This window comes from Leptolyngbya boryana PCC 6306, from assembly GCF_000353285.1.
GTDB lineage: Bacteria > Cyanobacteriota > Cyanobacteriia > Leptolyngbyales > Leptolyngbyaceae > Leptolyngbya > Leptolyngbya boryana.
Map to the genome: position 1 here is coordinate 1636285 of NZ_KB731324.1, position 25413 is coordinate 1661697.

A 25413-nucleotide genomic window follows, 5' to 3' on the forward strand; every position below is an offset into this window, starting at 1 on the left:
TTTTCAACAAGGGGACGGTGTGCAAGGGGGTTAAGACCAGAGTTTGCCCGTGGGGGAATGACTCAGCCATTCCATAAATCGGCTGCGTTCGCCTTGCGGGAGATCTTGCAGGGCATCTAGAATACGATTGGAGAAAGATGATTTACCGAAATAGGCTTTTCCAAGACGGTGCAGTTCTTGTAGCAACACGTTGAGGAGATTCTCTTGCCAAGTTGGAGTCTGCAAACTGTTGAGGGGATTCACAGTCAAAAGTTGCTTGACTGCACTAGGAGACTCGGTTTGCGGAAATCGCCACTGCTGAAATACATGAGTGACATCTTTTTCAAACGAAGCCGCTTGCTTTGTGCCCATGAGATCTTCAATATCGATGTACATCGCTTGGAGCATCAACAAACAGGCTTGAGTAAACATCGCTGAAACCGCTCCCCCAGCGTCGTGACCACTTGGCTCATTGCCCAATTGATCGAGGCGGACTTTGCCCCAGATACTGTATCGCTCTGGTTCTTCAAGGAGAACGCAGGCTTTTCCTTGGTTGTCAGTTAAGTCTCGCCAGAAGGCGCGTGCATCTTCTTCCTGTCCAGCACTAAAGACCTGGATCAGGCGAAACGTTTGCCCTTGGTAGGACAAGATAGGAACTTTTTGATCGCGTTTGGGGTGCTGAATGCTGCTGATCTCAACATCCTGCCGTTTCAGAATGAACATAAAGCGGCTCAGGGCTAGGGGGTAGGGCACTGACGTTGTTCGTCATTATGCCTGGGATTGTGTCGATCGACACTCAAGATAAGATCGGATTTGGGACAAACCGCATCGAATCGGTTCACTTTCTTGAATTCCCCGTTTTGTGCCTCGACTTCACATCTGCTTGATAAATCTTGTTGCGATCGTCAACAGTACAAAGCTAAAAATTTATTTTGATGTCGTTTCGCTGTCTTAAAATTGCCTTCCGCCGTTATATTGGTAAATGACTTGATTTTTTTGGATCCTTAGCTCAGTGGATAGAGCAACCGCCTTCTAAGCGGTCGGTCATTGGTTCGAGTCCAATAGGATCCGCTTTTTTAGAGCGTGCGTTTAAGTACGGTTATCTCCCCTGAAACCCTTCTCTTGGGACATTCTCAACCCATCGGGAACGCGATACAGTAGATCTGTTAGCTTAAAACTCTGTAACGAAATGTTAAAGCAGAGTGCCACCCAACCGGACTGAGACAGATCCTTGTCCGGGTAAGAGATGAGGATAAACTCATGAAACTTTCAAACCTATTTAAAACGTTGATCCGACCTGTGCTTGCGATCGCGCTCGTCTTTACGCTGGTTTTTAGTCAAGCAGATAATGCAATGGCGGCGAGCGGCGGACGGATTGGCGGCGGATCGTTCAGAATGCCGTCTCGTGGGTATTCCTCACCGGGTCGTACCTATGCGCCTCCTGGAGGCGGGGGCTATTATCCGGGTGGGGGCGGCGGATTCTTTCCGTTTGTTTACTTCCCCTTCTTTGGAGTCGGTGGCGGATTTGGCGGATTGTTTACGCTGTTGATTTTTATCTCGATCGCGAGCTTCCTCGTCAATAGCTTCCGCCGGGCAGGTGACGATAACGAATTAGGATATAGCAGCACACCGACGATTTCCGTTGCGAAAGTGCAAGTTGGTCTGTTAGCCGAAGCGCGGGAACTCAAAGCAGATCTCGATCGCATTGGTGAAAAAGCAGATACCAGTTCTTCGGAAGGCTTGGCGCAAGTCTTGCAAGAAGCTTCACTGGCACTGCTTCGCAACCCCCAATACTGGGTCTACGGCACAACAGAAGCGAAGCAAACGCGATTAGAAGCAGCAAGTGGTGAATTTAATCGGTTGGCGTTGTCGGAACGGAGTAAATTCAGTGCTGAGACGCTCTCGAATGTGAATAACCAGTTGAAACAGGCTTCGTCAAGTGCACTCACCTTGGCAGACAAGGATTCAGCGTTAGCAGAGGCTCCAGGAGAGTATATCGTCGTGACGCTGCTGGTTGGAACTCAAGGAAAGTTGCAGCTTCCAGAAATTAACAGCGCTGAAGATCTGCGACGATCGCTGAGTCAATTGGGAAGTGTTTCGAGTGATCAATTGTTGGCACTGGAAGTATTATGGACACCTCAAGCTGATGGTGATGTTCTCACCCGAGACGATCTTCTGGCAGAATATCCCAATCTAAAGCTGGTTTAATGTGAACGAAAAAAGGCGGACTAACTTCCCGCCTTTTTATTGATCAGATTCTTCTTCAAGTTCTAGATATCCGCTACGAGGGCATTCATCCGCTACCATTCTTCACGATCGTCGAATCGAAATAATCCCCAATCGACCGCTTCTTTATCAGGACAGGTTTCAACGCCTTCTCCCATGCCATAGGGGTGCATTCCGCAGACTAAAAAGCTCTCCCCGTAATACTGACCGTGAAAATGACGGCAGCCGACACAAGCAGAGTGTTGCGTCAGCATCGGTTCAACGGTGCGAGTAATTGGCTGAGTCACTTCATCGATCGCGCCTCCTATCCCGAAGTAAGCTTCCAGAACCGGACTGACTAAGTGCGTGAGATATTCCTCAACTTCATCGACAAAGGTTGTATTGATTTGAACTGAAACTTCTTCAGAGAATTCAACAAATTCAGACATCGCCTCAGTGGCATTTTGAGCAACATCTAAAAAGAATTCTTCCACTTGATTGACGAACGTTTCTAACATCTCAGTTAAGTCCTTTTGCCAGTCATTCATGACAGATCCAGTCCGGGTTTGTTACAAGGGAAATCATTTACTTAAGAAACCGATCATAACTTGAACTCAAACCCTTGACTGTGAAGGAATCTTACGCTTCTGATGAGCAGATAAATTGAAATGTAGCTTTTGTTAGAGGGCAGAATCCGCGCTCAATTTTAGAGTGAAGATATTAATTTTTGAGTTGGTGAAAGAAATGAGTCGGGCTTTAACTTCGCTACTATTGATGACCTTGCTGTTAGTGTTCGTGATTTCGCCATTCTCTGCGTTGGCAATGTTAATGATGTTTTTGGTGGTCGGTGCGATCGTTGGAATTATTTCTTCAATCGTTCAAATTGTTTTGCACCATAATCCTCAAGAGCGATCAGATTCATAGAAAACTTACAGCGATCGGGATCAACGCGGTCTAAAGTATTAAGTGAGCAATTTCAAATCCTGAGATTGCCCACTTAAAGCTGTTTTAAAAGCCCGGTACGATTTAGAGCCATTTTGAGCGCAAAACCCGTGAGTTGATCCCATGAAGTCTTATTTAGCTGCTGCTGTGCAAATGAACAGCTTGCCCGATCTGCAAAAGAATTTGGCGCAAGCAGAAGAATTGATCGAGATTGCAGTTCGACGAGGTGCAGAATTAATCGGCTTGCCTGAGAATTTTTCGTTTCTCGGAGATGAAGAAGGAAAAATTGCGCAAGCAGACGAGATCGCCGTTGAAAGCGAAAAGTTTCTCAAAACAATGGCGCAACGTTTCCAAGTGACAATTCTAGGTGGCGGTTATCCTGTCCCTGTTGAGCCTGGGAAGGTCTACAATACGGCGTTGCTCGTTGCTCCGAATGGAGAAGAACTTGCCCGTTACGAAAAGGTTCACCTGTTTGACGTGAATTTGCCCGATGGTAATACGTATCGGGAATCGGCAACTGTCGTTGCAGGAACAAGAGTCCCACCGATTCATCCTTCCAAGGATCTCGGAAATATCGGTTTGTCTGTTTGCTATGACGTGAGATTTCCCGAGCTTTACCGTCAAATGACTCAGCTTGGCGCAGAAGTTCTGTTTGTTCCGGCAGCCTTTACGGCGCATACCGGAAAAGACCACTGGCAAGTATTGTTGCAAGCAAGAGCGATCGAGAATACCTGTTATGTGATTGCCCCTGCCCAAACCGGACGACATAATTCTCTGCGACAATCGCATGGACACGCCATGATTATTGACCCGTGGGGCGTGATCTTAGCAGATGCCGGAGAAATGACTGGAGTCGCGATCGCGGAAATTGCACCCGGTCGATTGGAGCAGGTGAGACGACAGATGCCTTCGTTGCAGCATCGGGTATTTAGTTGATTGGCTTGCAGAAGTAGGGAGTGGGGAGTGGGGAGTAGGGTAATGCAAGCTTTGTGAAAAGGTTTGTGAAGAAGAGATAGAAGGAATGCTTCGACTCCCCACTTCCTACTCCCCACTCCCCACCCCACTTAACTAAGGAAACCCTCATGCGCCAACTCTATCCCGCGATCGCACCGTATCAATCCGGAATGCTCCCTGTTTCCGCTCTGCATACGATCTACTACGAGCAGAGCGGCAACCCCAATGGAAAGCCAGTTGTTTTTTTGCATGGCGGCCCTGGGGGCGGCACAATTCCAACCTACCGCCAGTACTTTGATCCGTCGAAGTGGAGAATTATCCTGTTTGATCAGCGAGGAGCCGGAAAAAGTACGCCTCATGCTGAACTCAGAGAAAATACAACCTGGGATTTGGTCAGCGATATCGAGAAACTGCGATCGCATCTGAATATCGATCGCTGGTTTGTGTTTGGCGGGAGTTGGGGCAGTACTCTCTCACTCGCTTACAGTCAGACGCATCCTGATCGCTGCTTAGGATTGATTCTGCGTGGGATCTTTCTGCTGCGCCGTAAAGAGATTCTTTGGTTCTATCAAGACGGCGCAAGCTGGATTTTTCCTGATGCCTGGGAGCACTATTTAGAGCCGATCCCGCCCGAAGAACGAGACGATATGATTTCGGCTTATTATCGTCGGTTGACCAGCAAAGATGCAGAGATTCGCTCAACTGCGGCGAAAGCTTGGTCAGTCTGGGAAGGCACAACCAGCCGATTAATTGTTGATCCAAGTTTGCAGAGTAAATTTGCCGACGATGAATTTGCCGACGCATTCGCCCGGATTGAGTGTCACTACTTTATCAATCGGGGATTTTTTGAAACCGACGATCAGCTTTTGCAGAACTGCGATCGCATTGCTCACATTCCCACAGTGATTGTGCAAGGGCGGTATGATGTCGTCTGCCCCATGACTTCGGCATGGGCACTTCATAAAGCTTTGCCAGAGTCGGAATTGATTGTTGTGCCCGATGCAGGACACTCCATGATGGAAGCTGGAATTCTGAGTGCATTAATCGATGCTACGGATAGATTTGTAGCGCAGAAAACCAATGGAAAAATATAGGGGTAGAGGATTGTAACTCTCGATTGCGCCCGATTGATCGTCCTATAAGTATAAGTAGATTCAATCATGGTGATTTATTAGGAATCACGTTCAGCGATCGCGCCAAATAGCGGGTTTAACTCGCAAGTTTTCCCGTAGTATCAGAATTGGAACGAACTTGGTTACTCAACTATTGATTGGGAAAACTTAAGTCTCGGAATTTTTGGCAAATTTGCCGCTTCTACAATAGAGAGGATCACCGAATGCCTAGTTTTAAGGTCACATTAATCAACGAAACTGAAGGGCTGAACACCACGATCGAAGTACCTGATGATGAGTACATCTTAGATGCGGCTGAAGAGCAAGGCATTGACTTGCCTTACTCCTGCCGTGCAGGTGCTTGCTCAACCTGTGCAGGTAAGATCACTGCTGGAACTGTTGACCAATCTGATCAGTCGTTCTTGGATGATGATCAAATTCAAGCAGGTTATGTGTTGACCTGTGTGGCTTACCCCACATCGGACTGCACGATCTTGACTCACCAAGAAGAAGATCTCTACTAGTTCTCAGCAAAACAGGGAGCCACGTTCCGCTTCTCACGTTCGTTCTCCCCGTCTTAGTGATTTCTAGTGTTTTAAGCAGAACTCTCGATATGAGAGTTCTGTTTTGTTTTGGCACGATCTCAGCATCTAACGAGCAGAGGTTTGCTCAGTGGAATGATCACGCCAGATCGTGATCGAATTATTGATTGGCTGTAACTGGGTTCCAGGGAAATAGAAGCTGAGAATGCGATCGCTCGACCATCCCAATCGACCCAAGTTGTACGACCCAACTTGACTCATCCCAACTCCATGTCCAAATCCACCCCCGGTAAAGATAAAGCCCTTGACTCTGTTTTTATCCATCCAAGCATCGACATGAAATAGAGTACTCGCAGGCGCTTCAAATACCGTTTGAATATCATCTTTTTCAAGCTCGATCGTGCCTGCATCAGTGATGATAGCGGATTTGAGAATGCGTCCTCCATTCGATCGCGCTAAAACTTTGATGTTTTGAATCGTCTTGAAGTTTATCAAGGGGTGACGAATTGCAGTAAGGTACTCGCGAAGCTCTTGATTCAATTGCGCCATTGGCACTTCATAGCGCCAGCGGAACATATCCGTTCCATCTTCGTTAAATCCCTTCTTCTGCTTGAGAAACTCGCGGAAATTGCGCTCATCGGCAAGGGTGCGATTTTGTATATCCCACATCGGTTTGACCGAATCTACGACTGTTCTAAGATAGGGACGATCCCAGCCGTGCCAGATATCGTTAAAGCCAGAAGTGACCCCGCCACTCGTTGACGAGTACACAGCATCCACCAGTTCATTTTGGTAAGTCAACACCAACCCGCGCGTTGCGGAGATCGCTTTATCGGTTGAAGCTGCTGCCCCATCTAAGCCCCGGTAAACCTGACATTGAGTGGTGGCACAGAGTTGATAATTGTCGATCGCAAATCGCCGTATATTTCTCAGAGCATAGGTTCGCGCTAAGACCGCTTGCGCTTCTAGAACAGGTTGCGGTGCCCATGTTCCAATTTCATGCGGGACAACCCCTCTTAGATAAGTCTCAATCCCAACAAAATTCACTAAGGTGTAATTGCCATAGGCATTGGGTTGAATTCTGAGCGCGCCACCGTAGGGACGGTTAGGATTGTCATCTTTTTCTCGATCGACTTGAATCACATTTGATCCCGATGAGATATCCAGGACATCTCGGGTATATCGAAACCCATTGATCACCCAAGTTGGGCGAGGCACTTCTTTCATCGTCCGACTTTCAATCCGTGCGGTTTGAATGCCTTTGGCTTGCAAGCTTTGCAGCAGCAACCGTCGGAGTAACGGCGTATTATAGACCTCTCGTTTTGCCCAAACTTGCCAACGTTCCGGTTGAGCAATTTCAACTTCAATCCCTTGTTTTCGCCATTCCTGAGCCTGATCTTCAGCAGATTCAAAGCTGCGATGGGTACTAAACACAACGCGCTCATCGGTCACAGGTTCAGACAGAGACTGTGTTGCAATCTCCAGCTTCAACTCCTGAGCCGTTAACGTTTCAGGCTTGCCATTCGTATCAAATCGAACCGTTAAGCGATCTCCCGGATTCGCTTTGAGCGTCAGAGTATCTTTGGCGCGATCGCCGAATCGTTGCACAATTCCAACCTGGATTCCAACGTCCTGTTGTGCAGCAGCCGGGGTAGCAAACCCAATCAAACAAGTTAAACCAAGAGCGATCCGGGTCAGGGGTTTAAGAGAAATGAATGTCAGAGCCAAGGGGGTCAAGCCTCCGATTCGCGAGGTGGCATAGGTGAAAATCTGTAATCGATTGTAGTGGGATTTCCCAAGATCAGTTGTGTGTCATCAATTTTCGTCATCGTGTTCTTCTGCTCCGGAGATCCATGCAAAAGCTACATGAGCTGAAACACTTGTCCAGATTTGAGCAACTTCACACAATAGATTGCAAGTCGTAGTCATTATGAGTATGATATAGAGGTCAGGTGAGGACAGACATTTATGAGAATTGAAGAAATCCCCATCCATCAGATTCGCCGTCCTTTATTTCGACAAAATGACCAAGAGAAAGTCAGAGATCTGATGACCTCGATCGCTGAAATTGGACTTCAAGAACCGATCGATGTTTTAGAAGTAGACGGACAATTTTACGGATTTTCAGGCTGTCATCGCTACGAAGCTTGTAGCCGCCTCGGACATGAAACAATTTTGTGTCGCATCCGACGTGCGCCAAGAGCGGTTCTTAAGCAACATTTAGCCTAGAGATCAAGTTTGCTGCGAGATAATTTAAGTTAGACAGATCAGGAGAAAACTATGGTAAGTCAAGTGTCGATTGGAATTGAAGACACCAAGCGTCAAGAGATTGCAGAAGGTCTATCGCGATTGTTGGCGGATACCTATACGTTGTATTTGAAAACTCATAACTTTCATTGGAACGTCACGGGTCCAATGTTCCAAACCTTGCATTTGATGTTTGAGACGCAATATACCGAACTGGCGTTAGCAGTCGATTTGATTGCTGAGCGAATTCGGGCACTGGGATATCCTGCTCCCGGAACCTACAGCGAATATGCTAAGCTAAGCTCGATCGCTGAAACTCCTGGCGTTCCCAAAGCTCATGACATGATCAAATTGTTGGTCGAAGGTCAAGAAGCCGTCGTGAGAACCGCTCGATCGCTCTTTCCTTTAGTCGATGAAGCGAATGATGAACCGACTGCGGATTTGTTAACACAAAGAATGCAGGTACATGAAAAAACCGCTTGGATGCTGCGGAGTTTGTTAGAAGCTTAATCAGGTTTGCCAAGCCTTCAGGACTGAGATTCTGAAGGCTTGAGTTTGGTAGAAACAAAATCTACCGATTGAGAGTCATGCATTTCCTGATTCAGTCATTAGAATGTGCACATAGTTAATGAGCACTGAAGGCTCGGTTTCTCCACATTTTGCGACACAACACCTTTTAACCTTGCTCCCAAGGCAATTGGTAAAAAAGATTAAGAATTGCATCGTTTCTTAGACTTGTTGCGTTCGCTACTTTGGGGTTCAATTCAGTCAGTTAACATGGCAAAGACTGAGTATAAGTATCGGATTTAACATTGTCTGGAATGCTGATCTCCGTGAGGTGGAGATATTAGCAGCAAAATTAGCGGTGAAAGATTAAGAAAAGGTTTAGAATCATATGTGGTGATTGGAGGACAATTGTGTTCTTAAGACTTGCAGAACAGCACCGTCAATTCGTCAAAGACTTGGTTATGAATCTCCAGGCTTTGGCGACTGTATTGGAGAACCGGGGATATCTGGCATCCTGTTATACCTGTGGCGGTCAAATGAATAGCGCATCGTTTATGGTGAGCCTCGGCAACAACCATCTGATTCGATTTTTGGTGTCCGATTACGGCATTACCTGGACGGAAATGAGAGACGATCGCGAATTGATGAAACTTGAAGGAGCCGAGGCAATCAGCCAGCTTCAAGAATTAGCGAATCTGGTGAAATATCAGATCAAGCCCTCTGAGTATCGTCCTACCGCAGCGGTAGAAAGCGTAATTTAGACTGGGATCGGTTGCCTAGTCGTGATCCCCTCATTTCTGTTGGTGCGCTTTCAGTGAGATAATTCAACAGAAAGTGAGGCGCATCCTTGCACAAAACCTGGTGCTCCTCATCGTGCATCGTTTTACAGCGCTTTGTGGCTGTTGTGTAAGGGTACTATGGTTTCTGATTCAGCTTGGCAGCATCAATTCATTGAAGCGAATGCGATTCGCTTGCACTACGTGACGCAGGGAGAAGGAGAGTTAGTCCTTCTGCTGCATGGATTTCCTGAGTTTTGGTATTCGTGGCGCTACCAAATTCCAGCTTTAGCAAAGCATTTCAAGGTGGTTGTTCCAGATCTTAGAGGCTACAACGATTCAGAAAAGCCAAAGAGTGGATACGATCTTGATACATTGAGTACCGATGTTCGGAGTTTAATTGAGCGATTGGGCTACTCGCGTGCTCACATTGTTGGGCATGATTGGGGTGGCGCGATCGCGTGGCGATTGGCTCAGCAGTTCCCGAATTTTATCGATCGATTGGCATTATTAAGCGCTCCCCATCCGCAGCGATTTGCCAAAGATTTGCTCAGCAATTTGGATCAGTTGCGGCGGAGTTGGTATGTGTTGGCGTTTCAGGTTCCCAATCTGCCGGAATGGCTCATTCAGTTAAATCTGAGAGAATTTGTGCGCAATATGTTCCAGGAGCAAGCGGTGCGGAAAGGCGCGTTTACTCAAGAGCAGATTCAGCAATATCAAGCGGCGTTGCAAAAACCAGGAGCACTGGCGGCGGCTGTGAATTCTTATCGGCAATTATTTTTGTCGGGGAATTGGATCGATTGGATGCGATCGCCGGATCCGATTTCTGTACCGACTCTTGTACTGTGGGGTGACGAGGATTCAATTCTCAGTCCAAAATTGATGGATGGAATTGAGCAGTGGATTTCGGCTCCATTTCAGTTCAAGCTGATTCCACACTGTGGGCACTGGATTCAACAGGAAGCTCCTCAGACTGTGAATCGGGAATTGCTGCAATTTCTACGCAGTCCCGCTTTGGCATAGCTGCTAATTTAACGAAAGCCCAGTGTGCCTAAAATATGATCACGTCAGCGATCGCCAATCCTCATAATTTTGGAAGCAGCGAGTCTCGTGCGATCGATTCGGCTTGGAAAGATTTCGGAAAGGTCTTTCATTAAAATCTAGCCTTTTCGTGGCTTGAGCAACGCTGCCTTTTAATCTGTTGGCTGCCCGGCATGGAACTGATTTAGAATGCGAACCCGTCAGGAAGCGAAACGACTGCACACTCAACTGACGATTGTTTTAGCGATCGGGATTCTCTCCGTCTCAACCGCTGCAATTCTGATTCGACTGGCAACAAACACTGCTGGAACTTCCACGGTTGGATTTAGCCTGGTTTTAGCAGCATCTCGATTATCGATCGCGGCTTTCACCCTGATTCCCACCTGGCGATCGTTTCAACCGAGTTCACCAACTGCTGTGAAATTCGCAATTGGAGCAGGGATTGCCTTAGCGGTGCATTTTGCAGCTTGGATTTCGTCTTTGTCGTTTACGTCGATCACCGCTTCAACAACATTAGTCACGACCAATCCCATTTGGGTCGCGATCGTCAGTTGGATTTGGTTCAAAGATAAACCGAGCCGAGCGACATTCTGGGGCATTGCAATCGCCATGATCGGCGGAATGCTAATCGGGTTCAACAGTACAAGCCAAGGAGGAACCAATCCACTGTTAGGAAATGGACTGGCGATCGTTGGAGCTTGGGCAGCAAGTTTCTATTTATTGCTAGGAACAGAAGCGCAACGACGAGGATTGAGCGTGAAAAGCTATATTGCGATCGCTTACAGTGTTGCTGCGATCGCGCTGTTTCCTTTGCCGTTTTTATTTGGGGCATCTTATCTCGGCTATCCCAGTGCCACGTATCTCTGCATTCTCCTTCTGGCGATCTTTCCGCAACTGATTGGACATACCAGCTTTAACTGGGCAATGCGGCATTTGCCACCCACGATTGTCACGTTGATAATTTTGCTAGAGCCGGTGGGATCGACAATTTTAGCGATCGCATTTTTCCGAGAACTCCCTGGAATACAGGTGATTTTCGGCGCGATCGTCTTATTAGTCGGTGTAGCTGTGGCAATTTTGGGGAATTCTGAAAAAGTGTCCTGATTTACATGGAACCTTCGGTATAGGGAATTGGTAGATGCACCCTGATTAATTACCCCTGACTTCGGTCGGGGGTTTTTTGTATGGCAGCGATCGCATCTTCTAGCGCGATCGCCACATGCGTCCAATGCGTCCCACCCTGGCAGAACACGACATAAGGTTCGCGTAATGGACCGTCGGCAGAAAATTCCGAAGTGCTGCCATCGATAAACGTTCCGCCAGCCATCACAAGTTCGCTCTCATACCCAGGCATTCCAGAGGGAACCGGATCGAGATACGACCCGATCGGAGAATTTTTTTGAATCGCACGACAGAAAGCAATGATCTTTTCAGGCGAACCCAATTTGATCGCTTGAATTACATCGCGTCGAGGAGCCATCGGAGCCGGATTGACGGGATAACCTAATTTGTCAAACACATATGCCGTAAGGTGATTTCCCTTCATCGCTTCCCCAACCATTTGAGGCGCGAGAAATAATCCTTGGAAGAACAGGCGATTTTGCTCTAGGGTTGCTCCCCCTGAGCTACCAATTCCTGGAGCCGTTAACCGACAAGCCGCCATCTCGACTAAATCGGCTCGTCCTGCCACATACCCACCGGTTGTGACAATCGTGCCGCCCATATTTTTGATCAACGATCCTGCCATCAAGTCGGCTCCAACAGCGGTCGGCTCTTGATCAGCGACAAATTCGCCATAACAGTTATCGACGAAGCAGACCGTATTGGGATTTTGTTCTTTGACGATCGCAATAATTTTCTCAATTTCGACGATCGACAAACTGGGTCGCCAGGAATACCCACACGATCGCTGAATCGACACTAATTTCGTCTCGGGTCGAATTGCCTGTTGCAGCGCGTGCCAATCGATTAACCCATCCGGAGTCAGTTCCAACTGTCGATAGGAAACGCCTAAATCTTTGAGTGACCCTTGATTTTCGCCTCTTAACCCGATGACTTCCTCTAAGGTGTCATAAGGCGCGCCTGCAACACAGAGCATTTCATCCCCGGGACGAAGCACCCCGTAGAGCGCGGCAGCGATCGCATGTGTGCCTGAAACAAATTGGACTCGAACGATCGCCGCTTCGGCTTGGACGATTTGGGCAAAAACGCGATCGAGGACTTCTCGACCCAAATCATCATGACCGTATCCTGAAACACTTGCAAAATGGTGAACGCCCACCCGATGATCACGATAGGCGGTCAGCACTCTTTGTAAATTTTTCTTGACCTGAGAGTCAATACCAGAAAAAATTCTAGTTAGTGCTTGTTCCGCTTCTTTTAGCAGGATCGAGCCGTTCATGTCCGCCTCATTGATTAAAAGTTACAATTGATTAAAAGTTACAGTTAGAGATTGCGCTTTCCCGAACTGATCCGGGTTTTGGCAAACCGGGTCTTACATTGTCGCGCAAATTGAGCATCATAGTTCCGTTTAGAGACTCTTTCATGACTATTGCAACTTCCGAAAAACTGAAAATAGACTATCTCACCACAGGTTTCATGGTGGCGATTCATATCGGCGCTTTGTGTGCGTTTTTGCCAGGAAACTTTAGCTGGAGTGCAGTTGGATTAGCCGTTTTCTTGCATTGGCTGACCGGAGGACTCGGAATTACGCTGGGATGGCATCGCTTGATGAGCCACCGCAGTTTCCAGGTTCCTAAATGGTTGGAGTATACGCTGGTATTCTTTGGCTCCCTTGCGATGCAAGGGGGACCGATCTGGTGGATTGGGTTACATCGTCATCATCATCTTTATTCTGATCAACCCAACGATCATCATGATTCGACCAAAGGCTTCTGGTGGAGTCATATGGAATGGATGTTGCGCGACGTTCCAGCCGAAAATGAAGTTCCTAAATTCACGAAAGACATTGCAGATGATAAGTTCTATCAGTTTTTAGAGAATTATTTTGCGCTGTTGCAGGTTGCGTTGGGCGTGTTGCTTTACGCGATCGGAGGTTGGTCTTTTGTAACTTGGGGCATTTTTGTGCGCTTGGTGCTGGTTTATCACTGCACTTGGCTCGTAAATAGCGCAACGCACAAGTTTGGTTATCGGACGTATGATTCGGGCGATCAGTCAACCAATTGCTGGTGGGTTGCACTTTTGGTGTACGGCGAAGGCTGGCACAACAATCATCATGCGTTTCAGTATTCGGCACGGCATGGTCTGAAATGGTGGGAGATTGATATCACCTGGATGACAATTCGCTTGCTGGAAGTGCTCGGTCTTGCAACTAAGGTGAAGTTAGCAGAAGACAAGGCTTAAAAAAGTCTTCTAGCTGCCGTTCCTGGCTCAAGGGAACTCCATCAATCGCTGGCGAGGAGTGCAAACTCACTCGATATTGATTAGAAAATCCCGGATGCATCGTTAAGTGCGATCGTTCGGGATTTTTTGATGTCGCTTTGCCCTTCGGGATAAATCATTCCATTCACGAATTTTCGATTCGGATCAGCGATCGTGCTCACTTTGACTTTGGAACAGAGCGATGAATTTTTTGGAGGGAGTGGCGGTTATTGAATCATCGCTTGTGAAGGAGAAATCGCAGATTGTGATTTCTCTTTCTATTGGAATCCATCTGACGACAAAAAAAGCTGCCTTAATTTTTTCTATCGCAAAGACCTGTCCGGAATGTTGGGAATTGTCCTCGAAGGGGTTAGCATGATTTGGATTGCGTGCAGGAGCCGTCAGGATGAAATTGCAGATGGGTGCAACCCTTCAGAATGGGAAATATCAGCTAAATCAATTTTTAGGGCGTGAAAGTTTAGGCGCAACCTATATCGCGACTCAAACTCTGCTGCAACAACCCGTTGTTATCAAAACCCTCGATCCCAGCCTGCAAGTCACTCAAAGCTTCCCGCACCTCAAAGCACGCTTCATCGAAGAAACTCGTCTTCTCGCTCGCTGTCAGCATCCGAGCTTAGTCCGCATTCTTGACTTCTTCGAAGAAGATCACCTGCCGTTTCTGGTCATGGATTATATTCCGGGTCAGACCTTACACGATCGCGTTTCCACGACCAGCGCGCCACCCCTAACGGAAGCTGAAGCCATTCATTACATGCGGCAAATCGCTTCAGCGTTGAGCGTTGCGCATCGTGTCGGATTAGTTCACCGCAATATTCGCCCCGAAGCGATCGTGCGTCGGCAAGGCACAAATCTCGGTATTTTAGTCGGATTCGGACTGGCTCACGATGTTGCCATTCCAGACCTACTGCCAGACAATCCATTCGCCCCACCTGAACGCAACTGGAGCCGAGACAATCCATTCGCGATCGATCTGTACTCACTCGCGTCAACTCTCTACTATCTCCTCTCAGGACAGTTTACAAACGGTACGCTTTCCCTCGAACAGTACTCGTGGAGTCCTGCGACTAAACAAGCCATCTTCCGGGGACTAACGCATGATCCCCAATGGCAAGTCCAGACCGTTGACGAATGGCTGCGGCTCCTCCCCAATACAACGCTGCCTTTAATGTCAGTAAACACGTTGCAAGCACAACCTCTATCCGTCCCCTCCAAATCATCCAATGGCAAAAATGGCAGCCTGTCCAGCGGTCATGATCTCCCACCCATTCCTGCCGCAAATGTAACCGTTCCTCCTGCTCCGGTCAAAGTTTCACTCCCTGAACCTCCCACTCATCCTGCAATAGTGAACTCTTCAACCGTGAACTCTCCAACCGTGAATTCTTCAGCGGTGAATTCTAGAGCAGGTGCAGCAAAGCTTGCCGTTCCGGTAAAGGCAGCAATTGTGGCTCCAAATCGCTTGCCAAAATTCTTAATGTTCGCGATCGTCACGGCAGGCGCAATCGGCTTAGGGTTTGGAGTCACCCTCCGGCTCAGTGCCGCTAAAGCTCCGGGAAGCAGCATTCTGAATCCAGTTCAACCCTTTGCAGAAAAAGACTGGAAAGGCACATTAACCCCCAACGACCGCGCTGATATCTTCACCGAGACAGCAGGAAGCGCCAAATCTTCTAGCCCTTCTCAAAACTATATCGATCCTGAAGTTGATCAACGTTCCGCTAGCCCATCCCCCAACCTGCGAAAAGAGCCAGAATATCCTTCACCCATCCAGCCTCGCTATCCGCGATCGCAGAGCAACCCGATCTCCCCAGCGCCGATTCAACCTGCGCCTGTCAAACCTGCTCCAGAACCCGTAGAAACCGCTCCAGAACCGAGCGATTCCCTGCCTGTCGAACCTGTTACCCCGCCAGTTACGCCTCCTGCACCTATCGAACCTGCCCCGGTCAAACCTAGCACTCGTGATATCGAACCGGCTCCCCCACTTCCACGATCAGATCGTGGAGAATAATCGGTTGCGCCTTGCTCTCTCAACGTCGCACGCTATAATTCAGGCAGCGCGCTAGTAAAGTAAAGGGTTTATGAGTACTCCATTAGTTCATGCTTTCTTTGTCGGTCGAGCGATCGCGGAAGTTGTCTACGAACGTCTCGAAACAGGCGTGACCGAAGCCTTGAGCGAACTCGGTAAATTTGATGCCGAGCAGCGGGAAAACCTGCGGCAATTTGTCGATGAAGTAGTGGAACGGGCACAGCGCGAAGAAGCGATCGCGACTCAAGCCAGCACAACCACCACCATCGTTCCCACGGATTTACAAACAGGTGGAGATCTGCAAGCAACGATCGATGATCTGCGAGCAGAAATCGCCGAATTGCGGTCTGAACTTCAGCGGTATCGGACTCGTTCTAGTCAATAATTCTTTAAAGATTTCGTTTTAGTTGAGAAATTGCGTGTCTGTTTCTTCAAATGACTCCAGTTCGCCTTCGGTAGAGCCAGTCACGCCTGAGCAATCCGAGCAGCGCGATCGCCCTAATCTGTCTGACGTTACTGAGCTAAAAGCCTTGTCTTCTGCCGATCACCGCATTCCTGAGTCGCTTCCCCGTCGTCGCAAACCCCCAGAAGTCTCGTATTCCGGCAAAGCCTACCGTTGGAATCGCGAAAAATATTCGCGACAACGGCGCTTTATCGACATCTGGGCATTTGTGCTGAAACTGATGGGAGCAAGATGGCTCTACACCAAGTCTTGGAGCTACCGAGGCGGGGTTAGTGATGCCAAGAAAGCGGCGCGGCGGCAAGCTTTGGCGATCTGGATTCGAGAAACGCTGCTCGATTTAGGTCCAACGTTTATCAAAATTGGGCAGTTATTCTCAACGCGTGCAGACTTGTTTGCCGCCGAATTTGTCGAGGAGCTTTCTAAACTTCAGGATCGTGTGCCTGCTTTTAGTTACGAGCAGGTTGCCACGATTATTCAGCAGGATTTGGGCAAATCGATCGAAGAACTGTATCGGAGTTTTGACCCCATTCCCCTCGCTGCTGCAAGTCTGGGACAAGTTCACCGCGCGCAGCTTCATTCAGGTGAAGAAGTGGTCGTCAAAGTGCAGCGTCCAGGCTTGCGGAAGCTGTTTGAAATTGATTTGCAAATTCTCAAAGGAATTACACGTTATTTTCAAAACCATCCAGAATGGGGAAAAGGGCGCGATTGGTTAGGAATTTACGAAGAGTGCTGCAAGATCCTGTGGGAAGAAGTCGATTATCTCAACGAAGGACGCAACGCAGACTCATTTCGTCGGAATTTTCGAGGAGAGGATTGGGTGCATGTCCCTAGAGTCTACTGGCGATATGCCTCTCCGCGAGTTCTAACCCTGGAATATATGCCAGGCATTAAGATCAGCCATTATGACGCGCTTGAAGCTGCGGGACTCGATCGCAAAGAACTGGCGCAATTAGGAGCTAAAGCGTATCTCCACCAATTGCTGAATGACGGCTTTTTTCACGCAGATCCTCATCCTGGAAATATTGCAGTCAATCCAGACGGGGGGCTGATTTTCTATGATTTCGGCATGATGGGGCAAATTAAGCCTGTCACGCGCGAGAAATTGCTCGATACATTCTTTGGAATCGCTCAAAAAGATGGCGATCGCGTGGTCAAATCTCTCATCGAACTGGGCGCGCTTTCTCCAGCAGACGATATGGGACCCATTCGGAGATCGGTGCAGTTCATGCTCGATCATTTCATGGACAAACCGTTTGAAGAACAATCCGTGGGAGCCATTAGCGACGACTTGTATGAGATCGCTTACGATCAACCCTTCCGATTCCCCGCAACGTTTACCTTTGTCATGCGAGCGTTCTCAACCTTAGAAGGGGTCGGAAAAGGTTTAGATCCAGACTTTAACTTTATGGAGGTTGCAAAACCGTTTGCAATGCAGCTTATGACCAATGGAAATTCTCCCGATGGTGGACTCTTAAACGAGTTGAGCCGTCAAGCCGCACAAGTTGGCACGACTGCTTTTGGGCTACCTCGTCGCATCGAAGATACTCTCGATAAATTAGAGCGCGGTGATATCCGAGTCCGGGTGCGATCGACCGAAACTGATCGCATCTTACGGCGGATCAGCGGTGTGAATATGGGCACAAACTATACCTTGCTCGCTAGCGCTTTCACCGTATCTGCCACAATTTTATTGGTCAATCATCTCTATTGGATTGCCGGAATTGTTGCGGTTGCAGCTGTAGTTAGCGGCATTGCCCTGATTCGATTAATGATGAAACTCGATCGATTTGATCGAATGCCTTAAATTTTGGTGTGATTTAGGGCGAGATGTGAATAATTGAATGAGAGCAGCAGATTGACTGCCGCTTTAACTGTCTTCTACCCTCGCGCTTGAGAACTCATGAAACGCTTTTTCACTGCCGGGATGACTGACACGGGATTAATCCGATCAGTTAACCAAGATGCTTACTATGTCGATCCAGAAGAGCGATTCTTCATCGTGGCGGATGGCATGGGTGGACATGCAGGTGGGCAAGAAGCCAGTCGAATCGCGATCGAGACGATGCAAGCATTTCTTGCTCAGCAGTGGGAGACTGACCTCGATTCTGCAACTCTTCTCCGTCAAGCCGTTTTAGAAGCGAATCAAGCCATCCTCAAAGATCAGCGGTTGCATCCAGAGCGATCGGATATGGGCACGACCGCTGTTGTTGTCATTTTCCGAGATGAAGAACCGCTCTGTACTCACATTGGAGATTCGCGCCTTTATAGGCTGCGCGGAGCCAAGCTCGATCAAATTACTGAAGATCACACCTGGGTTGCACGAGCGATGCGGCTCGGCGAACTCACGCCTGATCAAGCGAGGGTTCATCCGATGCGACATGTTTTAGCGCAATGCTTAGGTCGCCCAGACTTGGAATTTGTAGAAATTCAATCGCTTTCGGTGCAATCCGGCGATCGCTTACTGCTTTGTAGTGATGGACTGACGGAAGAATTATCAGACCAGCTCATCGCAACCCATTTAAAAACGATTCGAGCTTGTGAAAAAGCAGCAACCGCTTTAATCAATGCAGCAAAAGATCGCGGTGGGCGAGACAATATCACAGTTGTAATTGTTGCCGTTCCGTAGTCAGGACAAAATTCAACATTTTCCTGGGGATCGCTCTACGGATCCGGAAAAACAGAAATAGACCATAATATGAGTAACAATCGTGCAGGATTTCAAAGACTACATGAAGATGTAGTTTGAAGATAGACCTTTTTACGTGATATTGCTAGGATGCTTGCACGTAGATTAGAACGGTTCCGATCCACTTGGCTCTTCCAAGCAATTGCTTCGGCTATTGTTTGAGAACTAAGTGGTGTAATTTCCGCAACTGTACTGACTTCTAAAGTACTAGACCCTTAAGCGAGAGAGGAAACCACCCTTGACCCGTCGTTATTTTTTCACTTCCGAGTCCGTCACTGAAGGACATCCCGACAAGATTTGTGACCAGATTTCTGACACGATTTTAGATGCAATTCTCAGCCAAGATCCAAGTAGCCGAGTTGCCGCTGAAGTAGTTGTAAATACTGGACTTGTATTGATCACTGGTGAAATTACCACCAAAGCGAACGTCAACTACATTGACCTTGCCCGCAAGAAAATCGCTGAGATTGGTTACACTGGCGCAGAAAACGGTTTTAGTGCAAATAGCTGTGCGGTGATGATTGCCCTCGACGAGCAGTCTCCTGACATTGCTCAAGGCGTTGATACCGCTCAAGAAAGCCGTGAAGAACTCAGCCAAGAAGCACTCGATGCGATCGGGGCTGGTGATCAAGGGATTATGTTCGGGTTTGCCTGCAACGAAACTCCCGAACTGATGCCATTGCCGATTAGCTTAGCGCACCGGATTTCCCGGAAGCTCGCAGCGGTTCGCAAGACAGGTCAACTCCCTTATCTGCGTCCAGATGGTAAGACGCAAGTGACGATCGCTTACGAAGACGATCGCCCGGTTGGAATTGACACGATCCTCGTTTCGACACAGCACACTGCAGAGATCGATGGCGTTACCGACGAAGCTGCAATCCAAGAGCGCATCAAAACCGATCTTTGGGCATTGGTAGTTGAGCCTTGTTTTGCAGATATCGACATCAAACCTGATAGTGAAACTCGCTTCTTGGTCAACCCGACTGGGAAATTTGTCATTGGTGGTCCTCAAGGCGACTCTGGTTTAACCGGACGGAAAATCATTGTCGATACTTACGGTGGCTATTCTCGTCACGGTGGCGGTGCTTTCTCTGGAAAAGACCCCACAAAGGTTGACCGGAGTGCAGCATATGCTGCCCGCTATGCCGCGAAAAACATTGTGGCAGCAGGCTTGGCTGAGAAATGTGAAGTGCAATTGAGTTATGCGATCGGGGTTGCTCGTCCGGTGAGCATCATGATCGAAACCTTTGGCACAGGCAAAGTCAGCGAAGAAGTCTTGCTGGAATTGGTGAAGACTCATTTTGAGTTGCGTCCTGCCGGAATCATTCAGACCTTTGGATTACGGACTGCACCGGGCGATCGCGATGGTCGTTTCTATCAAGATGTCGCAGCTTATGGTCACTTTGGTCGTCCTGACTTAGAGCTTCCTTGGGAGCAAACCGATAAAGCGGCTGTCTTGAAAGAAGCTGCATTATCGATGACCGCAGTTGGCTAAGATTTAGCCTTCTCATCCCCTTTAGCCTCTAGTGAGACTCTCGTTCTTCTAGAGGCTTTTTTATGATTGAGTTCCTGTTTCCTGAGACACATTCAATCGATTTCGCTCAGAAATACAATTAAGCTGAATTTCGTTCTTTCTTTGAACGATTTCTTCCCGTAGAATTAAGGGCGGAATGCAGCCTTACAATAACTGTCTTATGAGAATTCTTGCCCTAGTGCCTGGCGGCATTGGCGATCAAATCCTATTTTTTCCAACGCTGGATGATTTGAAGGCGACTTATCCTGATGCCCAAATCGATGTGGTCGTGGAGCCAAGGGCAAAGGCAGCGTATCGCGTCTCTAAATCAGTCAGCGACACAATTTTGTTCGATTTTAGTGGCAGCAATAGTTTGGCAGATTGGGGAAATTTGCTCGGGGTGTTGCGCGATCGCGAATACGATATCGCGCTTTCTCTTAGCCCAGGTTGGGGCACTGGATTTCTCTTATGGCTCAGCGGCATTCCAACCCGAATTGGATTTAGTAGAAGTTCAGCCACAGAGAGATTTCTGACTCAGGCAGTCGAGTTTAGACCGGAGCAATATGAAGCCGCAGTCTATCACGACATTTTGAAGGGATTAAAGATTGATAAACCGTTAGGCGAACTTGCAGTCAGTGTGCCAACGAAAGACTTGGAATGGGCAGATGCAGAGCGCAAGCGGCTAGGACTGCAAGATGGCGGTTATGTTCTGATGTATTCAGGTGCGGATACACAGAAGAAGGGACGTTTGAAGTCTTATCCGATCGAGAATTGGCAAAAAATCATTGCAGATTTCAAGCAAAAGCAGCCGGAGCTCCCGCTTGTTCTCATCGCAGATGAAGAGAATGCAGCACTGGTCGCTGAATTGATCAAACTGTGTCCTGGAACCAAAACTTCTGCACCTGAAAATATGGGGCAACTGGTCGCCATGACCGCTGGAGCCAGTCTAGTTCTTACTACTGATGGCGCACCTATGTATGCGGCGATCGCGGCTCAGACGTTTACCTTGGCATTACTCGGCGAAACGGAACCTGCGAAGATTTTGCCAAAGAGCGATCGCGTTTTGGGCATCAAGTCGCCGACTGGAAAGATGGCAGACATTGCCCCGCAGATGGTTCTCGATCGCGTTTGGGGAGGATAGAACGTTCGCTCGGTTAGCAGCGTCTGGAGCGTTAAACTGAGCCGAATCGCAGCGAATTGAGAAGATTTGGCTCAAATATCCTCAGTTCTGATTAGGGCATTCTGGTGAACTGATTAGTATTCGCCGCCTGCTGCAATGCCACTGCCGTAGACTTCAGCGTTCTGAATGTTGATGCCTGTCAGGATTGCGCCGAATGTTTCTGCATTGTAGAGACGCGCGCTTGATAAGTTGGCATTGGTTAAATTTGCACGATCGAGCGATGCATTCGTCAGGTTAATCCCGCTCAGATTTGTATCTTTGAGAATCGCACCCGTGAGATCTGCACCTTCGAGATTTGCACCTGTGAGATTTGCGCCTGTGAGGTCTGCATCTCGGAGATCAGCGCCTAAGGCATGCAGTTCTTTTAAATCTGCACCTGTCAGATCACACCCGGAACATGCACCCGTTTGAATCAGTCGTTGGACATGTTGTGGATTTTCTGCTCGGATTGGAGCCGCGATCGACAGAGCAGTCGCACAAGCTAAAGCGATGCCAACTTTTGCAAACATAGCCATATCCTCCCAGAATCCGTAAGAGCAGTTTTATAAATCGAGTTCGTGCAGAGTTATATCAATAACTTCAAGACTATGAAATCGGATTCCAGAACGTCTCCCTCGATCGATAGGAATCTTGTCTCATTGAAGTTCGCCTAAAGTGCAATGCAGCGAATTTGCACTGGCTGGATTGAAGTTCTTGAACTGCCTAAGAAGCTCTATCTGCCTTAATTCTGCCAAATTTTCCTGTCCTTCGGGGAATTTCTCAACTTATCCTCACAATTCGGACAATTTAGTTCACTCGTTTTTCTCGAAGGCAAGTGGATGGATTGAGAATTGCCATGCTTGTAACACTAAACAGATATTAAGTTTGGTAAAATCAACTTTAAGTAATGTAAAAGTTAGAGGCGAAGACATCTCATGACCGGGTTTATCCGTGGGTTCTTTTCAAAACCAACATCGAATGAAGCTGAAGCATCCGCACCTGTAGAGCGCCCGAAGCGAGAGAAGGCTGTTCGTCCTGAGAAAGAAGGCGGTGCTTTCTTTTTAGATTCCAATGAAGCGCAAACGTTTGGCAACTTGGAATACATGAAGACCTCGAAGAAAATCAGACGGACTTTCCCAAAAACTGTGGACAGCCCAGAAGAGAAAGAGTTTATTCAAGAGCTTTCGGCAATGGATCGCATCGTCAATGGCAAGCCTGAAACGAATGCGGCTCCGATCGTTGAAAGCAGTCCTGCCGAGAGCAAGACCGCTGAGAGTACTTCTCGGCGCACGGCTGGATCAGACATGGACATGTTCCTCAAGATGGCGAAGGACATTAAAAAGTAGAATAGGGCGCTTTTCCTGATAGATTGAGCGTTGTAAATGCCCAGGAGTCAGGAATATGCAACCTAAAATTATTGTTCTTGATGATGATCCAACTGGATCTCAGACGGTGCATAGTTGTTTGCTTCTGATGCAGTGGGATGTAGAAACCCTACGGTTCGGTTTGCAAGACGATGCACCGATTTTTTTTGTTTTGACGAACACGCGATCGCTGACTCCTGAAGCGGCTCAGTCGATTACGCAGGAAGTCTGTCGAAATTTAAAGACGGCGATCGCTCAAACCGGAATTGAGGATTTCCTAGTCGTGAGTCGATCAGATTCGACGTTGCGAGGACATTATCCGATTGAAACTGATGCGATCGCAGAGGAACTTGGTCCATTTGATGCTCATTTCTTAGTTCCAGCCTTTTTTGAAGGGGGGAGAACGACTCGCGATAGTATTCATTATTTGAAAGTGAATGGAGTGGATACACCTGTTCATGAAACTGAATTTGCGAAGGATTCCGTTTTTGGATACAAGCATAGCTATTTGCCCGATTACGTTGAAGAGAAGACCCACGGGCGAATTCGAGCCGATCAAGTTGAGCGGTTTTTGCTTGCGGATATTCGATCGGGAATTCAAGCGCGATTAGATAAGTTACAAAATAATCAATGCTGCGTTGTAGACTCTGAAACGCAATGGGATATGGATCGGTTTGCGTCAGATGTATTGGCTGTGGCATCTGAAGGGAAACGATTTTTATTTCGGAGTGCAGCGAGTTTGTTAACGTCGCTCGCGAATTTGGGAGCGCAACCGATCGCACAGGCAGAAATGGCGAAGTATGTGCGGGATGGGAAGCCTGGTGCGGTAATTGTTGGGTCGCATGTGAAGAAAACGACCGAGCAATTGCAGAAATTGTTAGAAGCTCCGGGGACAGTTGGAGTGGAAATTGAAGTGGGGCAGTTAGTCGGGTCGAATGATGCTCACGATGCTTTGCTCAATGATGCCGTTGAGAAAATTAATGAGATTCACAATGCTGGAAACACACCTGTCGTGTATACGAGTCGGACAGAGCTAACTTTTGATGATGCTCAGACTCGGCTGAATTTTGGGGAATCGGTTTCTGGATTATTGATGGATATTTTGCAGCATTTGCCTGCGGATATCGGTTTTTTGATTAGTAAAGGTGGCATTACTTCAAATGACACTTTGAGTAAGGGATTAGCTTTAAGAACTGCAAGACTTTTAGGACAAGTTTTAGCAGGAGTTTCGATGGTCAGAACGGATTCAGATCATCCTCAGTTTCCGAATCTACCTGTCGTGCTGTTTCCGGGGAATGTGGGAGATGAGACGGCATTGGCGACGGTTTATCGGCGGTTGAGTGGGAAGTAGGGAGTGGGGAGTAGGGAGTTTTCATTCCTTACTCCCCACTTCTTGGTAAATTAATCCGAAATGGCGCTTTTATTTTTGGTAGTTTAGACTATAATTAACTCAACTCTCTAACCGACGATCGCGCATGTTTACGACTGCTGCTCCTGTTAAAACTGCTCTGCCCCGCGACTTATTTAGCGCGATCGCAGATCTCAAACGTGAATTGAATGCGGTAATTTTGGCGCATTACTATCAAGATCCAGATATTCAGGATATCGCTGATTATCTCGGCGATTCGCTAGGTTTATCGCAGCAAGCTGCTCAGACTGATGCGGATGTGATTGTATTTGCAGGCGTTCACTTCATGGCAGAAACCGCGAAAATTCTCAATCCAGATAAGCTCGTTTTGCTGCCCGATTTGAATGCAGGATGTTCCTTAGCAGATAGCTGTCCGCCCGATGAGTTTGCTAAATTCAAGGCAAAATATCCTGATCATTTGGTAATTTCCTACATAAATTGCACCGCAGACATCAAAGCAATGAGTGACATCATCTGCACCAGTGCCAACGCGGTCAAGATTGTGAATCAGATTCCAGCCGATCAGCCGATTATTTTCGCACCCGATCGTAATCTTGGAAAATACGTGATCGAGCAAACTGGGCGAGATATGGTGCTATGGCAGGGAAGCTGCATGGTACATGAAACGTTTTCTGAGAAGAAAATGGTGCAGTTGAAAATTCAGTATCCGGATGCAGAAGTAATTGCACATCCAGAATGTGAGGAAGTGGTGCTGCGTCACGCTGACTACATCGGTTCAACCACAGCCTTGCTGAACTATTGTCAAAAGAGCGATCGACAATCTTTCATCGTGGTAACTGAACCCGGCATTATCCACCAAATGCAGAAAGCTGCACCCGATAAGCAATTTATTCCGGCTCCTCCCTTGAATCAATGCGCGTGTAATGAATGCCCCCACATGCGATTGAATACTTTGGAAAAATTGTATTTGGCAATGAAAACTAAAACGCCAGAGATCACCCTGCCCGAATCGACTCGGATTGCAGCATTGCGTCCAATTCAGAAAATGCTGGCGATGAGCGTATAATATTCAGCGATTTGTTGCTCGATTTCGGATTGCAAACAATCAAAAATTGGGCAACAAATCCATCGG

The 25413-nt window shown here is 47.8% G+C and carries 25 protein-coding genes and 1 tRNA gene; 21 read left to right on the top strand and 5 right to left on the bottom strand.

Annotated elements, in window-relative coordinates:
• Positions 1 to 30 precede the first annotated feature (30 nt).
• Positions 31 to 702: an Npun_F0813 family protein gene (locus LEPBO_RS0108080; protein WP_017287047.1), complete on the bottom strand. Its 672-nt coding sequence runs from the start codon at positions 700 to 702 to the stop codon at positions 31 to 33.
• A gap of 275 nt (positions 703 to 977) precedes the next feature.
• Between LEPBO_RS0108080 and LEPBO_RS0108085 the strand changes: the two genes are divergently transcribed.
• A tRNA-Arg gene (locus LEPBO_RS0108085) sits at positions 978 to 1050 on the top strand.
• Positions 1051 to 1239: 189 nt separating this feature from the next.
• The gene (locus LEPBO_RS0108090; RefSeq protein ID WP_017287048.1) at positions 1240 to 2187 is read left to right on the top strand and encodes a DUF1517 domain-containing protein; all 948 of its coding nucleotides are present in this window, start codon (positions 1240 to 1242) and stop codon (positions 2185 to 2187) included.
• Positions 2188 to 2279: 92 nt separating this feature from the next.
• On the opposite strand, the gene LEPBO_RS36445 is transcribed toward LEPBO_RS0108090, so the two are convergent.
• Entirely contained in the window at positions 2280 to 2732 is a 453-nt protein-coding gene (locus tag LEPBO_RS36445) for a hypothetical protein (protein WP_017287049.1), read from the bottom strand.
• 196 nt (positions 2733 to 2928) lie between these two features.
• On the opposite strand from LEPBO_RS36445, the gene LEPBO_RS0108100 reads away from it, so the two are divergent.
• From LEPBO_RS0108100 to LEPBO_RS0108115, 4 genes are all read left to right on the top strand, one after another.
• Complete coding sequence (locus LEPBO_RS0108100; protein WP_026148494.1) at positions 2929 to 3108, top strand: hypothetical protein; 180 nt, start codon at positions 2929 to 2931, stop codon at positions 3106 to 3108.
• A 141-nt stretch (positions 3109 to 3249) separates the two neighbouring features.
• A complete protein-coding gene (locus tag LEPBO_RS0108105) occupies positions 3250 to 4062 on the top strand; it encodes a carbon-nitrogen hydrolase family protein (RefSeq protein WP_017287051.1) in 813 nt (270 codons plus the stop codon).
• Between the two features lie 146 nt (positions 4063 to 4208).
• Positions 4209 to 5174 (top strand): prolyl aminopeptidase, encoded by a 966-nt coding sequence (pip, locus tag LEPBO_RS0108110; protein WP_017287052.1) that lies wholly within the window; start codon positions 4209 to 4211, stop codon positions 5172 to 5174.
• A 242-nt stretch (positions 5175 to 5416) separates the two neighbouring features.
• Positions 5417 to 5716 carry a ferredoxin gene (locus tag LEPBO_RS0108115; protein WP_017287053.1) on the top strand — a complete coding sequence of 100 codons (300 nt, stop codon included), beginning with the start codon at positions 5417 to 5419 and terminating at the stop codon, positions 5714 to 5716.
• A 126-nt stretch (positions 5717 to 5842) separates the two neighbouring features.
• Here the strand turns inward: LEPBO_RS0108115 and LEPBO_RS0108120 are convergent, their stop codons facing one another.
• Positions 5843 to 7462 (bottom strand): SpoIID/LytB domain-containing protein, encoded by a 1620-nt coding sequence (locus tag LEPBO_RS0108120; RefSeq protein ID WP_017287054.1) that lies wholly within the window; start codon positions 7460 to 7462, stop codon positions 5843 to 5845.
• Positions 7463 to 7702: 240 nt separating this feature from the next.
• Here LEPBO_RS0108120 and LEPBO_RS0108125 point away from each other — a divergent pair, with 240 nt between their 5' ends.
• From LEPBO_RS0108125 to LEPBO_RS0108145, 5 genes are all read left to right on the top strand, one after another.
• Positions 7703 to 7963: a sulfiredoxin gene (locus tag LEPBO_RS0108125; RefSeq protein WP_017287055.1), complete on the top strand. Its 261-nt coding sequence runs from the start codon at positions 7703 to 7705 to the stop codon at positions 7961 to 7963.
• A gap of 51 nt (positions 7964 to 8014) precedes the next feature.
• A complete protein-coding gene (locus LEPBO_RS0108130) occupies positions 8015 to 8491 on the top strand; it encodes a Dps family protein (RefSeq protein ID WP_017287056.1) in 477 nt (158 codons plus the stop codon).
• Positions 8492 to 8898: 407 nt separating this feature from the next.
• Complete coding sequence (locus LEPBO_RS0108135) at positions 8899 to 9249, top strand: DUF1815 family protein (protein WP_026148496.1); 351 nt, start codon at positions 8899 to 8901, stop codon at positions 9247 to 9249.
• 156 nt (positions 9250 to 9405) lie between these two features.
• Positions 9406 to 10287, top strand: a complete 882-nt coding sequence (locus LEPBO_RS0108140) for an alpha/beta fold hydrolase (RefSeq protein WP_017287058.1) — start codon at positions 9406 to 9408, stop codon at positions 10285 to 10287.
• Between the two features lie 207 nt (positions 10288 to 10494).
• Entirely contained in the window at positions 10495 to 11409 is a 915-nt protein-coding gene (locus LEPBO_RS0108145; protein WP_017287060.1) for a DMT family transporter, read from the top strand.
• Positions 11410 to 11458: 49 nt separating this feature from the next.
• Here the strand turns inward: LEPBO_RS0108145 and LEPBO_RS0108150 are convergent, their stop codons facing one another.
• On the bottom strand, positions 11459 to 12706 hold the full coding sequence (locus LEPBO_RS0108150; RefSeq protein ID WP_017287061.1) for a methionine gamma-lyase family protein: 1248 nt from the start codon (positions 12704 to 12706) through the stop codon (positions 11459 to 11461).
• Positions 12707 to 12849: 143 nt separating this feature from the next.
• Here LEPBO_RS0108150 and LEPBO_RS0108155 point away from each other — a divergent pair, with 143 nt between their 5' ends.
• The 7 genes from LEPBO_RS0108155 to LEPBO_RS0108195 all read left to right on the top strand — a co-directional run bounded on the left by LEPBO_RS0108155 (position 12850) and on the right by LEPBO_RS0108195 (position 21530).
• The gene (locus tag LEPBO_RS0108155; RefSeq protein ID WP_017287062.1) at positions 12850 to 13668 is read left to right on the top strand and encodes an acyl-CoA desaturase; all 819 of its coding nucleotides are present in this window, start codon (positions 12850 to 12852) and stop codon (positions 13666 to 13668) included.
• A gap of 424 nt (positions 13669 to 14092) precedes the next feature.
• Entirely contained in the window at positions 14093 to 15709 is a 1617-nt protein-coding gene (locus tag LEPBO_RS39860; RefSeq protein WP_017287065.1) for a serine/threonine-protein kinase, read from the top strand.
• Positions 15710 to 15779: 70 nt separating this feature from the next.
• The gene (locus LEPBO_RS0108175) at positions 15780 to 16112 is read left to right on the top strand and encodes a DUF6825 family protein (RefSeq protein WP_017287066.1); all 333 of its coding nucleotides are present in this window, start codon (positions 15780 to 15782) and stop codon (positions 16110 to 16112) included.
• A gap of 34 nt (positions 16113 to 16146) precedes the next feature.
• Positions 16147 to 17994 carry an ABC1 kinase family protein gene (locus LEPBO_RS0108180; protein WP_017287067.1) on the top strand — a complete coding sequence of 616 codons (1848 nt, stop codon included), beginning with the start codon at positions 16147 to 16149 and terminating at the stop codon, positions 17992 to 17994.
• Positions 17995 to 18090: 96 nt separating this feature from the next.
• The gene (locus LEPBO_RS0108185; RefSeq protein WP_017287068.1) at positions 18091 to 18816 is read left to right on the top strand and encodes a PP2C family protein-serine/threonine phosphatase; all 726 of its coding nucleotides are present in this window, start codon (positions 18091 to 18093) and stop codon (positions 18814 to 18816) included.
• 298 nt (positions 18817 to 19114) lie between these two features.
• Positions 19115 to 20371 carry a methionine adenosyltransferase gene (metK, locus tag LEPBO_RS0108190; RefSeq protein WP_017287069.1) on the top strand — a complete coding sequence of 419 codons (1257 nt, stop codon included), beginning with the start codon at positions 19115 to 19117 and terminating at the stop codon, positions 20369 to 20371.
• 199 nt (positions 20372 to 20570) lie between these two features.
• Positions 20571 to 21530, top strand: coding sequence for a glycosyltransferase family 9 protein (locus LEPBO_RS0108195; protein WP_017287070.1), 960 nt, complete (start codon positions 20571 to 20573; stop codon positions 21528 to 21530).
• Positions 21531 to 21643: 113 nt separating this feature from the next.
• Here LEPBO_RS0108195 and LEPBO_RS0108200 read toward each other — a convergent pair whose 3' ends face one another.
• On the bottom strand, positions 21644 to 22078 hold the full coding sequence (locus tag LEPBO_RS0108200; RefSeq protein WP_017287071.1) for a pentapeptide repeat-containing protein: 435 nt from the start codon (positions 22076 to 22078) through the stop codon (positions 21644 to 21646).
• A 405-nt stretch (positions 22079 to 22483) separates the two neighbouring features.
• On the opposite strand from LEPBO_RS0108200, the gene LEPBO_RS36455 reads away from it, so the two are divergent.
• From LEPBO_RS36455 to nadA, 3 genes are all read left to right on the top strand, one after another.
• Positions 22484 to 22894, top strand: a complete 411-nt coding sequence (locus LEPBO_RS36455) for a hypothetical protein (protein WP_017287072.1) — start codon at positions 22484 to 22486, stop codon at positions 22892 to 22894.
• Between the two features lie 55 nt (positions 22895 to 22949).
• Positions 22950 to 24263, top strand: coding sequence for a four-carbon acid sugar kinase family protein (locus LEPBO_RS0108210; protein WP_017287073.1), 1314 nt, complete (start codon positions 22950 to 22952; stop codon positions 24261 to 24263).
• A 124-nt stretch (positions 24264 to 24387) separates the two neighbouring features.
• On the top strand, positions 24388 to 25347 hold the full coding sequence (nadA, locus tag LEPBO_RS0108215; RefSeq protein WP_017287074.1) for a quinolinate synthase NadA: 960 nt from the start codon (positions 24388 to 24390) through the stop codon (positions 25345 to 25347).
• Positions 25348 to 25413: the final 66 nt, after the last annotated feature.

Bases quoted from the DNA above. Each gene is read 5' to 3' on its own strand.
- nadA (WP_017287074.1), top strand. From the start codon at position 24,388: ATGTTTACGACTGCTGCTCCTGTTAAAACTGCTCTGCCCCGCGACTTA.
- LEPBO_RS0108100 (WP_026148494.1), top strand. From the start codon at position 2,929: ATGAGTCGGGCTTTAACTTCGCTACTATTGATGACCTTGCTGTTAGTG.
- LEPBO_RS0108125 (WP_017287055.1), top strand. From the start codon at position 7,703: ATGAGAATTGAAGAAATCCCCATCCATCAGATTCGCCGTCCTTTATTT.
- LEPBO_RS0108150 (WP_017287061.1), bottom strand. From the start codon at position 12,706: ATGAACGGCTCGATCCTGCTAAAAGAAGCGGAACAAGCACTAACTAGA.
- LEPBO_RS0108185 (WP_017287068.1), top strand. From the start codon at position 18,091: ATGAAACGCTTTTTCACTGCCGGGATGACTGACACGGGATTAATCCGA.
- LEPBO_RS0108090 (WP_017287048.1), top strand. From the start codon at position 1,240: ATGAAACTTTCAAACCTATTTAAAACGTTGATCCGACCTGTGCTTGCG.
- LEPBO_RS0108195 (WP_017287070.1), top strand. From the start codon at position 20,571: ATGAGAATTCTTGCCCTAGTGCCTGGCGGCATTGGCGATCAAATCCTA.
- LEPBO_RS39860 (WP_017287065.1), top strand. From the start codon at position 14,093: ATGAAATTGCAGATGGGTGCAACCCTTCAGAATGGGAAATATCAGCTA.
- pip (WP_017287052.1), top strand. From the start codon at position 4,209: ATGCGCCAACTCTATCCCGCGATCGCACCGTATCAATCCGGAATGCTC.
- LEPBO_RS0108140 (WP_017287058.1), top strand. From the start codon at position 9,406: ATGGTTTCTGATTCAGCTTGGCAGCATCAATTCATTGAAGCGAATGCG.
- LEPBO_RS0108210 (WP_017287073.1), top strand. From the start codon at position 22,950: ATGCAACCTAAAATTATTGTTCTTGATGATGATCCAACTGGATCTCAG.
- LEPBO_RS0108115 (WP_017287053.1), top strand. From the start codon at position 5,417: ATGCCTAGTTTTAAGGTCACATTAATCAACGAAACTGAAGGGCTGAAC.
- LEPBO_RS0108130 (WP_017287056.1), top strand. From the start codon at position 8,015: ATGGTAAGTCAAGTGTCGATTGGAATTGAAGACACCAAGCGTCAAGAG.
- LEPBO_RS0108080 (WP_017287047.1), bottom strand. From the start codon at position 702: ATGTTCATTCTGAAACGGCAGGATGTTGAGATCAGCAGCATTCAGCAC.
- LEPBO_RS0108155 (WP_017287062.1), top strand. From the start codon at position 12,850: ATGACTATTGCAACTTCCGAAAAACTGAAAATAGACTATCTCACCACA.
- LEPBO_RS36455 (WP_017287072.1), top strand. From the start codon at position 22,484: ATGACCGGGTTTATCCGTGGGTTCTTTTCAAAACCAACATCGAATGAA.
- LEPBO_RS0108175 (WP_017287066.1), top strand. From the start codon at position 15,780: ATGAGTACTCCATTAGTTCATGCTTTCTTTGTCGGTCGAGCGATCGCG.
- LEPBO_RS0108145 (WP_017287060.1), top strand. From the start codon at position 10,495: ATGCGAACCCGTCAGGAAGCGAAACGACTGCACACTCAACTGACGATT.
- LEPBO_RS0108200 (WP_017287071.1), bottom strand. From the start codon at position 22,078: ATGTTTGCAAAAGTTGGCATCGCTTTAGCTTGTGCGACTGCTCTGTCG.
- LEPBO_RS36445 (WP_017287049.1), bottom strand. From the start codon at position 2,732: ATGAATGACTGGCAAAAGGACTTAACTGAGATGTTAGAAACGTTCGTC.
- LEPBO_RS0108105 (WP_017287051.1), top strand. From the start codon at position 3,250: ATGAAGTCTTATTTAGCTGCTGCTGTGCAAATGAACAGCTTGCCCGAT.